Genomic DNA, 9,918 nt, shown 5'->3' with positions numbered 1-9,918 from the left:
GGGGGGGGCCCCGCCGCAGGCGCTGCCCGCCGGTGGACCCGCCGGACCCGGTGGCCCGCGCGGCCCGCAGGGGCCCGACGACTTCGACGATGACGACGAGCCACGCCGCCGCACCGGCTGGCGCCGCTTCGTGCCGAGCTGGAAGATCGTCGTGGCGGGTGTCACGGTGACCATCGCCGGCGTGTTCGGCATGATCGCGATCGCGTACGCGAACACCCCCGTGCCCGACAAGAACGACGCGCAGGCCGAGGCGCTCGCGCAGGGCAGCACCGTCTATTACGCCGACGGCAAGACCCCGATCGCGCACCTGGGCACCAAGCGCGTCATCGTCGACATCTCCAAGATCTCCCCCACGTTCCAGGACGCGGTCATCGCGATCGAGAACGACACCTTCCGCGAGGACGCGGGCATCTCCATCCCCGGCATGTTCCGGTCGGTGTGGATGACCGCCACCGGCCAGCAGCTCCAGGGCGCCTCGACGATCACCCAGCAGATGGCCCGTAACTACTACGACGGCCTGAGCCAGGAGGTCTCCTTCAAGCGCAAGGTCATGGAGATCTTCGTCGCGGTGAAGATCAACAAGGAGATGGAGAAGGACGAGATCCTCGAGCAGTACCTGAACACGATCAACTTCGGCCGGGCCTACGGCATCGAGGCCGCCGCGCAGGCCTACTTCGGCAAGAAGGCGACCGCCGCCAAGCTCAACCCGAACCAGGCCGCCTACCTGGCCGCCCGCATCCAGACGCCGAACTGGGAGGCGGACGCCCCGGCGCTCCAGTCCCGTTTCAAGGACGTCGTCAACGCGATGGCCAAGCTCGACCCGGCGAAGTACGGCACGCTGCCGCAGACCGCCAAGTTCCCCAAGACCACCAAAGACCCCAACATCAACGAGATGGGCGGTCTGAAGGGCTACATGGTCTCGGTGGTCATCGGTGAGCTCAAGGAGCGTGGTCTGACGGAAGACCAGATCCAGAGCGGCGGTTACAAGATCGTCTCGACGTTCGACCCCAAGCTCATGGTGACCGCCCAGAAGGTCGTCAAGAACGTCATGTCGAGCGTGCCCAACAGCCGCGAGGTGCACGCCAGCCTGGCGGCGGTCGACCCGACCAACGGCCGGGTGATCGCCTTCTACGGCGGCGACGACTACGTCAAGGACAACTGGAACGAGCCCTTCGACTCGGCCAAGCAGGCCGCGTCGGCGTTCAAGCCCTACGTCCTGGCCGCCTGGCTGGACGCCGGCTACAGCCTGAACAGCTGGCTGCCCGGCAACGAGACCGTGCCGAAGGAGATCCCCGGTCAGGCCAGGGGCGGTTTCACCAACGACCACGGCGGCCCGGGGGCGGTCAACGCGATCACCGCGACCTCGGCCTCGGTCAACACCGCCTACGTCTCGATGGCCTACAAACTCGACCAGGACGCCGGGAAGATCGGCGAGCTCGACCCGGTGAAGCAGATCGTGCTCGACGCCGGGTTCTCCGAAGACCGCATGAACAAGGACATCGACGAGCACCACTACCAGTTCTCGATCGGTTCGGCCCAGGTCACCGCGGTCGAGCAGGCCGCCGGATACTCGATCTTCGCCAACGCCGGCAAACACGTGAACTACCACGTCGTCAAGGGTGTCTACCTGGGCAAGACGCTCAAGCTCCCCGAGCGCAAGCCGGTCAAGCAGGTCATCTCGCCCGAGGCGTCCGCCGACGCGGTCGTCGCGCTGGAAGAGGTACTCAAGTCCGGTACGGCCGGGGGCCAGGGCATCGGCCGTCCGGCCGGCGGCAAGACCGGCACCAACAACGGCGAGAAGGAGGCCTGGTTCGTGGGGTTCACCCCGCAGGTCTCCACCGCCGTCGGCATGTACCGCGAGGAGTGCCGCACCAAGGCCGGCAAGGTCGTCCCCCCGGTGAACGCCCGCTGCCCCTGGTGGAAGGGCAAGTCGCAGGAGAAGAGCCCGCCCCAGTTCACGATGGCCAATCCGTACAGCACGCCCTTCGAGGTGTCGCTGGGCTTCGCCGGTGCGAGCTTCCCGACGCGCATCTGGCGGGAGTTCATGCTGGAGGCGCACAAGAGCAAGGAAGTCGTGGACTTCCCGCCGAAGGCCGGGATCGGCACCCCCGAGGACATCGTGCCGAGCCCGACCCCGACGCCCAAGCCGGAGGACGAGGTCATCGACGATCCTCAGGGCGGCGTGCCCTGGGAGGACGACGGCCAGCCCGGCGAGAGCGAGTGCTTCCCCGGCAGCCCGAACTGTGAGGTCGACATCCCCGACGGGGGCGCCGAGGTCCCGTTCGACGACCCGTTCAGCTCCCCTGCCACACCAGCACAGCAGCAGGCCAATCCGGCTTCGGCCGGACGTCGGCCTTAGGTCCGGACTCGTCTAGGTCGGGGTGTCGCCGGTACAGTGCGACACCCCGACTCCTGATCGAATGGCCTCATGATGACCCGGACGACAGAAGCCCCCGGGCCGCGCGCGGCGGTGACCAACGGACTCATTCCGTACGTCCCGCTAGGGCTGCTGGCCTCGTTGGGTGCGATCCTGGCCTATTACTGGAAGTCGGCCTGCCGGTTCGGCGGGGCCTGGAATTCCGGGATCGATCAGTACACGAACTTCTGTTACACCGACATCTATCCGCTCTGGTTCGCCCGCGGCCTGAATGAAGGAAAGATCCCTTACATTCAGGGCGACGTGGAATATCCCGTCGGCATCGGCGGGATCATGGAGCTGGTGCGTCGCCTGTCGATGGGCGACGCGGTCGCGTTCTACGACATCACCGTGATCATCATGGGCATCAGCCTCGTGATCGGTGTCCTGTGCATGGCCGCGCTGGCCGGGCCGACCCGCAAGTGGGACGCCCTCTGGTACGCCCTGGCACCCGCGGTCATCCTGTCCGCGTACATCAACTGGGACCTGGCCGCCGGAGCGCTCGCGCTCGCCGGGCTGCTCGCCTGGGCGCGTGAGCGCCACTATCTGGCCGGGGCGCTGCTCGCGCTGGCGGTCGCGACCAAGTTCTACCCGCTGATGTTCCTCGGGGCGATCTTCCTGCTGACCGTGCGCACCGCCAAGTGGGTGCCGTTCCTGAAGATGCTGGGCGCGGCGGTCGGGGTGTGGCTGCTGGCCAACGTGCCGATCATGCTGGCCAACTTCGACGGCTGGACCCGCTTCTACACCTTCAGCAGCGAGCGCGGGGTCGACTGGGGCGGCCTGTGGTTCTTCTTCCAGAAATACCAGTGGGGCCTGCTGGCCGACGGTGAGCACCTGAACCTGATGGCGATGATCGCCGTGGGCGTGCTGCTGCTCGGCATCGCGATCCTCACGCTGACCGCGCCGACCCGGCCCCGGCTGATGCAGATCTGCTTCCTCGCGCTGGCCGCGTTCATGATCACCAACAAGGTCTGGTCACCCCAGTACGTGCTGTGGTTGATGCCCTTCGCGGTGCTCGCCCGGCCGAAGTGGCCGTCGCTGGCCGTCTGGCAGGTGACCGAGGTCTGGTACTTCTTCGCCATCTGGCTCTACTTCGTCGGGATGGACCCGGCCCACGCCGCGCAGGGCATCGGCGACGGGCCCTACTTCCTGGCCGTGTGGGCGCGGGCGCTGGCGGTCGGCGGGCTGATGGTGCTGGTCGTGCTCGACATCCTGATGCCCGACCGCGACCTGGTCAGGGTCGCCGGGATCGACGACCAGGCGGGCGGGGTGTTCGATCAGGCCCCTGACCGGTTCGTGCTGCGTCGCCGCGCCAAGGTCCCCGCCGAAGCCCCAGCCGAAGCCGAAGCGGGCTGAGGGATGCGCTATGCCGCGCCGGTGTGGCTGCTGACCCGTGTCCTCATCTTCCTGGCCGCGATGCAGATCATCCCGGTGGGCTTCCCGATGTCGTTCGAGAACGACATCCGGCTCTACTCCGACTGGTCGGACATCCTGCTCACCGGCCAGTTCCCGGACAACGACGAGAAGTGGCAGTATCCGCCGTTCGCGGCCGTGCCGATGCTGCTGCCGCACCTGCTGCCGTTCCTCGACTACCTGGTGTCGTTCTTCGTCATCGCGATCCTGTGCGACCTGGGGATCCTGCTGCTGATCTGGCGGTTCTGCCGGCGTACCGGCGGCGGGCTCGGGGCGGTGTGGGCCTGGGTGTTCGGGCCGATCCTGCTGGGGCCGCTGCTGATCGCCCGCTACGACCTGATGGTGGCGATCTTCGCGATGGCCGCGCTGACCGCGTCCGTCGACCCGGCGGTCCGGGGCGCGTTCATCGGCATCGGCTTCTCGATCAAGGTGTGGCCGATCGCGCTGCTGGCCGGGATGCGCCGCTGGCGCGACCTGTTCACCGGCGGCCTGTCGGCGCTGGCCGCCACCGTGGTGGCCTGCGGCGCGACCGCGCTGGTCATGCCCAACGCGCTCGACTTCCTGACCGCCCAGCAGGAACGCGGGCTCCAGGTCGAGTCGATGGCCGCGACGCCGTTCGTGCTGCTGCGCGCCCTCGGGCTGTGGGACGGCTTCTCCACCTACCAGCACGGCGCGATGGAACTCGCCGGCACGGGCGTCGAGACCGCCACCCGGCTCGCCGTGCTGGCCACCCCGATCGCGGCCGGGCTGCTCCTCGTGTGGTGGCTGCGGGCCCACCCGACCGAGGCCACGTTCTACGACGCGGCGTTGACGACGGTGCTGTTCCTCGTCCTGACCAGCAGGGTCCTGTCACCCCAGTACATGATCTGGCTCATCGGCCTGGCCGCCGTGGTGTTCTCGGTGCCGGGGTCGAGCCAGAAGCCGGTGGCGTGGCTGCTGCTGGCGGCCACGCTGCTGACCGGGATCACCTATCCGTGGGTCGAGGAACACTATTCGTGGAAGGGCGAACTGCCCGGCACGCTCGTGCTGGCCGCCCGCAACGCGGTTCTGCTGATCGCCGCGGTGGTGTCGTTCAGGCGGTTGTGGACGAGCACACGCCGCCCGGTCGAGGATGCCGATGGGCGGGAACTCGAGGCCGTACCCACTTCTTGATCCCGGGAATCCGCAGACTTTATCCACAGGCTGTGGATTAAAGGTTCTTCCTGAGGAAGGCGATGTCTTCGGCCTGGCCCTCGCCCGGGGTCTCCACCACGATCGGGGCGCCCGCCCGGCGGCAGATCTCCAGGATGAGCTCGGGGTCGATCTGCCCGTGGCCCAGGTTGGTGTGGCGGTCGGCGCCCGAGGCGAACGCGTCGCGTGAGTCGTTGCAGTGGACCAGGTCGATGCGCCCCGTGATGGCCATGACCCGGTCGACGATGCCCTCCAGGTTCTCCCCTGCGGCGTGGGCGTGGCAGGTGTCGAGGCAGAACCCGATCTTCTCCGGCTCGCGGGCCTTCGCGGTCACCGCGTCCCACAGCCGGGCGATGGTGTCGAGGTGACGTGACATGGCGTTGTCGCCGCCGGCGGTGTTCTCGATCAGCACGGGGATCGGGCAGTCCATCCGCTCGAACACCTTGGCCCAGTTGTCGAAGCCCTTCTGCGGGTCCTCACCCTTGTTCAGGTGGCCGCCGTGCACGATCAGCCCGGTCGCGCCGATCTCGGCGGCGGCCTTGAGCTGGCCTTCCAGCAGCTTGCGGCTGGGGATGCGGATGCGGTTGTTGGTCGTGGCGACGTTGACCAGATAAGGGGCGTGGACGAAGACCTGGACGTCGGAGTCGCGGATCGCGTCGGCGCTGTCGGGCATGACCGGGCCCTTGAACCCCTGCGGATCCCCGAGGAAGAACTGGACCACCTCGGCCTCTCGGGCGGCGGCGTGCGCCAGCGGGTCGTCCTGGTCGACATGAGCTCCGATTCGCACCATGCCTTCGAGCCTAACGGGCTTTTCACGAGCGTTTCAAAGGTGATCGTCCGGGCAGTCGCGAGTGCGGTTGACGCGCCCTGCGACTCGCGCGTCGCGACATAAGGAGACGACATGCGCTACCGGGTCGGGAGTTTCGTCCTGCTGATCTACATCCTGGTCGGCATTTACGTGGCGTGGACCTACGACTACCTCACGCCCGGCATTCTGCGGGACATCGCTGAGGCCCTTCTTTCGATCTTCCTGTGGTTCCTCGTCCTGCTGGGAGTGGATCTGCATATCGGTGGATAGCTTCCCCGTTCATGCAAAAGGGCCGCGGCCGGTTGCCGCGGCCCTTTCTGGACGTGTCTTTGAGGCAGGTTCACAGCGCGAGCCACAGCCGGCCTTCGGCCGTCCGCGTCTCGCTTAGATGAATCCACCGTGGGCGATGCCCAGGCCGGCGCCGACGAAGGAACCGACGATGCCGATGATGTTGAGCACCCGCTGCGGCGTCGTCACCGAGATGAACTGGGAGAACAACCCGCCGAGGAAGCCGACCGCGCCCAGCCACGACGCCGGGACGTGCAGGACCACGATGAACCCGAAGATGAAGGCGAGGACTCCGATCGCGAACACCGAGAGGCACAGGGTGTTCTGGAGTCTGTGAGGCCGCCCGTCGGTGTTGAGCGTGAGCCTGGGCCGGGCACGGCCGACGGGATCCAAGATGTGTGGCATTGGCGCCACCCCCTTCTCCTGTCGTTCAGACAGATTCAGAGCGCGAGCTTCCCTCGTTGATTCCCGGGAGGGCCGGGACACAACCGCTGCCCTGGTAGCCTTGACAGGCTGCGTCTGCTAAGGACGCGTGTTTTTCCTCCTGTCACGGCAAGTCGTCGTGGCCGCAGAGTCCAGAGGAGGTTGGATTCCGCATGCGTCGATACGAGATGATGGTCATCCTTGACCCGTCCCTCGATGAGCGCACCGTGCAGCCCTCACTCGACCAGTTCCTCGCCGTTGTTCGCAACGACGGTGGCACTGTCGAGAAGGTAGAGGTCTGGGGTCGTCGTCGCCTGTCCTACGACATCGACAAGAAGGCCGAAGGCATCTACGCGGTCGTCGACATGTCGGCCGAGCCGGCCACGATCAAGGAGCTGGACCGTCAGCTCAACCTCAATGAGGGCATTCTTCGCACGAAGGTGCTGCGTCCCGAACTTCACTGACGTTTTGTCGGAGCCTGGCTTTACGCTGGGCGACTGATACGTCGGCGGGATACGAAAGGCAACGACCGATGGCAGCAGGCGACACCACAATCACCATCGTCGGCAACCTTGTCGACGACCCGGAGCTTCGCTTCACCCCCACGGGGCAGGCGGTGGCCCGATTCCGCATCGCGTCCACTCCGCGGTTTCTCGACAAGACGACCAACGAGTGGAAAGACGGCGAGGGCCTGTTCCTCACCTGCAACGTCTGGCGACAGGCGGCGGAGAACGTCGCCGAGAGTCTCCAGCGCGGCATGCGAGTGATCGTGCAGGGCCGGCTGCGCCAGCGGTCGTACGACACCAAGGAAGGCGAGAAGCGCACCGTCTACGAGGTTGAAGTCGACGAAGTCGGCCCCTCGCTGCGCAACGCCACCGCGAAGGTCAACAAGACGGCCCGTCAGGGTGGCGGCGGTGGAGGCGGCTTCGGCGGCCCCGCCAACGACCCCTGGGCCTCGGCGGCCCCGGCCCCGTCCGGTGGCGGCGGCTTCCAGGGCGGCGGCAACAGCGGCGGCGGCGGCTTCAGCGGCGGCGGCAGCGGTAGCGGCGGCAGCCCTCAGGGCGGCGGCGACTACAGCGACGAACCGCCTTTCTAATCCACCCGTTCACCGAGCGACCATTCCCGCCTCCGGCGGGGCTCTGAAAGGAGCACCACGATGGCCAAGCCGGCACTGCGCAAGCCCAAGAAAAAGGTTTGCCTGTTCTGCCACGACAAGATTTCCTACGTCGACTACAAGGACACGGGCCTGCTGCGGAAGTTCATTTCCGACCGCGGCAAGATCCGTGCGCGCCGGGTGACGGGCAACTGCACCCAGCACCAGCGTGACGTCGCCACCGCGATCAAGAACGCCCGCGAAATGGCGCTGCTGCCCTACACCTCGACCGCGCGCTAAGAAAGGAGCCTTGGGAAAATGAAGCTCATTCTGACGACTGAGGTCTCCGGCCTCGGCGCTCCTGGCGACATCGTTGAGGTGAAGAGTGGCTACGGCCGCAACTACCTCATCCCGCGCCAGTACGCGATCCTGTGGAGCCGTGGCGCCGAGACCCAGATCTCCTCGATCAAGAAGGCGCGCGACGCCCGCGAGATCCGGGACCTGGGCACGGCCAAGGAGGTCGCCGGCCAGATCGGCGCCCTCAAGGTCAAGCTGAAGACGAAGGCCGGCGCTTCCGGTCGCCTCTTCGGTTCGATCACCACGGGCGACATCGCCGACGCCGTCAAGGCGGCCGGTGGCCCCACGCTCGACCGCCGTCGCATTGTCATCGACAACGCGATCAAGACCACCGGCACCCACCGGGTCAGCGTCAAGCTGCACCCTGAGGTCGCCGCCGCGGTCGACGTCGAGGTCCTGGCGATCTAGCCAGCCCTTCGACAGCCCCTTCCGGCTATGCCGGAGGGGGTTTTGTCATGTTCGGGCTTCAGGGGTTCTGGGCCTTGGCCACGGTCGGGCCGCTGACCAGCCACTTCGAGCCATAGGCGCGGGTGCCCAGGGTGAGCAGGCGGGCGGCCATCCAGACGCCCATGGCCAGCCACAGGCCCGGCAGGGTGCCGGCGAGAAGGGCGAACGGGAGGAAGGCGACCGTGGTCGCGACCGCGGCCCAGGCCAGATAGCGCTGATCCCCGGCTCCGATCAACACCCCGTCCAGGACGAACACCACACCCGCGAGCGGCTGGAACGCCGCCGCGATCCAGATGATCGACATGAGTGCGGCCGTGACGCGGGCGTCGGCGTCGAACAGGACTGGGACGAACGGCCCGGCGGCCAGCAGCCCGAGGCCGAGGACCACGCCCGAGCCGATGCCCCACAGGATCATCCGGGTCGTCGCCCGCCGGGCGTCCGCCAGCGCGCCGGCCCCCAGTTGGCGGCCGATGATGGCCTGGCCGGCGATCGCGATGGCGTCCAGGGCGTAGGCGAGCAGGGTCCAGATCTGGAACATGATCCCGTGCGCCGCCACCTGGGCGGTGCCCATCCGGGCCGCCATCACGGTGGCCACGACCAGGACGATCCGCAGGCAGAGCGTCCGGATCAGGATCGCGAGCCCGGCCAGGCCCGACGCCTTGATGCCCGCGATGCCGGGGCGCGTCGAGGCGCCCTCTCTGCGGGCGCCCCGGACGACCATGACCAGATAGGTCACCGCCATGAGGGTCTGGGCGGCGGCCGTGCCGGAGGCGGAGCCCGCCAGGCCCCAGTCGAGGCCCAGGACGAACCAGGCGTTCAGCACCGCGTTCAGGGCGAACCCGCCGACCGAGACGACCAGGGGAGTCATGGTGTCCTGGAGGCCGCGCAGGACACCCGTACCGGCGAGAACGAGCAGCATCCCCGGAGCGCCCAGCAGACTGATCCGCAGATAGGTCACGGCGTCGTCGACGACGCCCGGCTCGGCACCTACCAGGCCGACCAGCCAGGGTGCCAGCGGCCAGCAGACCACGACCACGGCGAGCCCGATGCCCGCCGCCAGCCACAGCCCGTCCATCCCGCGCTGGACGGCCTCTCTACGCGCACCCGCCCCGATCCCCCGCGCCACCGCGGCGGTGGTGCCGTAGGCCAGAAAGACGCATAGATTGACGACGGTCGCCAGGATCGTGCCCGCGACGCTCAAGGCGGCGAGCGGGCCCGTGCCGAGTCGCCCGACGATGGCGTAGTCGGCCAGTAGGAAGAGGGGCTCGGCGACCAGCGCCGCGAACGCGGGGATGGCGAGCCGGAGGATCTCGCGATCGTCGGGGGACATGGAAGTCATTCTGCCTGGAAGAAAAATCTTCTATCCACAGGCAGTGGATAACATTTCAGCAGATCAGAGCGTTATCCACAGGATGGAGGAAAGGTTATGCACAGGCTAATCCCCAAGGTACCCACACCCTTGAGGCCTTCATCCACAGGTTCTCCACAGGGTTATCCACAGGG

At 67.5% G+C, this 9,918-nt stretch carries 11 protein-coding genes; 8 read left to right on the top strand and 3 right to left on the bottom strand.

Annotated features, from left to right (window positions below; all coding sequences use genetic code 11):
• From AW272_RS38440 to AW272_RS38430, 3 genes are all read left to right on the top strand, one after another.
• A partial coding sequence (locus tag AW272_RS38440; RefSeq protein WP_066375670.1) for a transglycosylase domain-containing protein occupies window positions 1-2,359 on the top strand: 2,359 nt, incomplete at its 5' end.
• Window positions 2,360-2,428: 69 nt separating this feature from the next.
• Window positions 2,429-3,772 (top strand): glycosyltransferase family 87 protein, encoded by a 1,344-nt coding sequence (locus AW272_RS38435; protein WP_245657940.1) that lies wholly within the window; start codon window positions 2,429-2,431, stop codon window positions 3,770-3,772.
• Window positions 3,773-3,775: 3 nt separating this feature from the next.
• A complete protein-coding gene (locus AW272_RS38430; RefSeq protein ID WP_066375668.1) occupies window positions 3,776-4,981 on the top strand; it encodes a glycosyltransferase family 87 protein in 1,206 nt (401 codons plus the stop codon).
• A 37-nt stretch (window positions 4,982-5,018) separates the two neighbouring features.
• Here AW272_RS38430 and AW272_RS38425 read toward each other — a convergent pair whose 3' ends face one another.
• On the bottom strand, window positions 5,019-5,789 hold the full coding sequence (locus tag AW272_RS38425) for a deoxyribonuclease IV (protein WP_174551891.1): 771 nt from the start codon (window positions 5,787-5,789) through the stop codon (window positions 5,019-5,021).
• Window positions 5,790-5,900: 111 nt separating this feature from the next.
• Between AW272_RS38425 and AW272_RS43665 the strand changes: the two genes are divergently transcribed.
• Window positions 5,901-6,077 (top strand): hypothetical protein, encoded by a 177-nt coding sequence (locus tag AW272_RS43665; protein ID WP_169807721.1) that lies wholly within the window; start codon window positions 5,901-5,903, stop codon window positions 6,075-6,077.
• Window positions 6,078-6,191: 114 nt separating this feature from the next.
• Here AW272_RS43665 and AW272_RS38420 read toward each other — a convergent pair whose 3' ends face one another.
• Window positions 6,192-6,500 (bottom strand): hypothetical protein, encoded by a 309-nt coding sequence (locus tag AW272_RS38420; RefSeq protein ID WP_066375666.1) that lies wholly within the window; start codon window positions 6,498-6,500, stop codon window positions 6,192-6,194.
• A gap of 191 nt (window positions 6,501-6,691) precedes the next feature.
• Between AW272_RS38420 and rpsF the strand changes: the two genes are divergently transcribed.
• From rpsF to rplI, 4 genes are all read left to right on the top strand, one after another.
• Complete coding sequence (gene rpsF, locus AW272_RS38415; RefSeq protein ID WP_066375663.1) at window positions 6,692-6,982, top strand: 30S ribosomal protein S6; 291 nt, start codon at window positions 6,692-6,694, stop codon at window positions 6,980-6,982.
• 68 nt (window positions 6,983-7,050) lie between these two features.
• Complete coding sequence (locus AW272_RS38410) at window positions 7,051-7,614, top strand: single-stranded DNA-binding protein (protein WP_066375660.1); 564 nt, start codon at window positions 7,051-7,053, stop codon at window positions 7,612-7,614.
• Window positions 7,615-7,674: 60 nt separating this feature from the next.
• A complete protein-coding gene (gene rpsR, locus AW272_RS38405) occupies window positions 7,675-7,911 on the top strand; it encodes a 30S ribosomal protein S18 (RefSeq protein WP_030452635.1) in 237 nt (78 codons plus the stop codon).
• An 18-nt stretch (window positions 7,912-7,929) separates the two neighbouring features.
• Window positions 7,930-8,376: a 50S ribosomal protein L9 gene (rplI, locus tag AW272_RS38400; protein ID WP_066375657.1), complete on the top strand. Its 447-nt coding sequence runs from the start codon at window positions 7,930-7,932 to the stop codon at window positions 8,374-8,376.
• Between the two features lie 58 nt (window positions 8,377-8,434).
• Here rplI and AW272_RS38395 read toward each other — a convergent pair whose 3' ends face one another.
• Complete coding sequence (locus tag AW272_RS38395) at window positions 8,435-9,745, bottom strand: MATE family efflux transporter (protein ID WP_245657939.1); 1,311 nt, start codon at window positions 9,743-9,745, stop codon at window positions 8,435-8,437.
• Window positions 9,746-9,918 lie beyond the last annotated feature (173 nt).

Origin of the sequence: Herbidospora mongoliensis (assembly GCF_001570545.1) — a bacterium.
Lineage (GTDB): Bacteria > Actinomycetota > Actinomycetes > Streptosporangiales > Streptosporangiaceae > Herbidospora > Herbidospora mongoliensis.
Note: the sequence above shows the minus strand (reverse complement) of the source record. Positions and strands in the feature narration are given on the sequence as shown.

Excerpts from the sequence above, each read along its gene's own strand:
- rpsF (WP_066375663.1), top strand. The coding sequence starts at position 6,692 with ATGCGTCGATACGAGATGATGGTCATCCTTGACCCGTCCCTCGATGAG.
- rpsR (WP_030452635.1), top strand. The coding sequence starts at position 7,675 with ATGGCCAAGCCGGCACTGCGCAAGCCCAAGAAAAAGGTTTGCCTGTTC.
- rplI (WP_066375657.1), top strand. The coding sequence starts at position 7,930 with ATGAAGCTCATTCTGACGACTGAGGTCTCCGGCCTCGGCGCTCCTGGC.
- AW272_RS38395 (WP_245657939.1), bottom strand. The coding sequence starts at position 9,745 with ATGTCCCCCGACGATCGCGAGATCCTCCGGCTCGCCATCCCCGCGTTC.
- AW272_RS38420 (WP_066375666.1), bottom strand. The coding sequence starts at position 6,500 with ATGCCACACATCTTGGATCCCGTCGGCCGTGCCCGGCCCAGGCTCACG.
- AW272_RS38435 (WP_245657940.1), top strand. The coding sequence starts at position 2,429 with ATGATGACCCGGACGACAGAAGCCCCCGGGCCGCGCGCGGCGGTGACC.
- AW272_RS38430 (WP_066375668.1), top strand. The coding sequence starts at position 3,776 with ATGCGCTATGCCGCGCCGGTGTGGCTGCTGACCCGTGTCCTCATCTTC.
- AW272_RS43665 (WP_169807721.1), top strand. The coding sequence starts at position 5,901 with ATGCGCTACCGGGTCGGGAGTTTCGTCCTGCTGATCTACATCCTGGTC.
- AW272_RS38410 (WP_066375660.1), top strand. The coding sequence starts at position 7,051 with ATGGCAGCAGGCGACACCACAATCACCATCGTCGGCAACCTTGTCGAC.
- AW272_RS38425 (WP_174551891.1), bottom strand. The coding sequence starts at position 5,789 with ATGGTGCGAATCGGAGCTCATGTCGACCAGGACGACCCGCTGGCGCAC.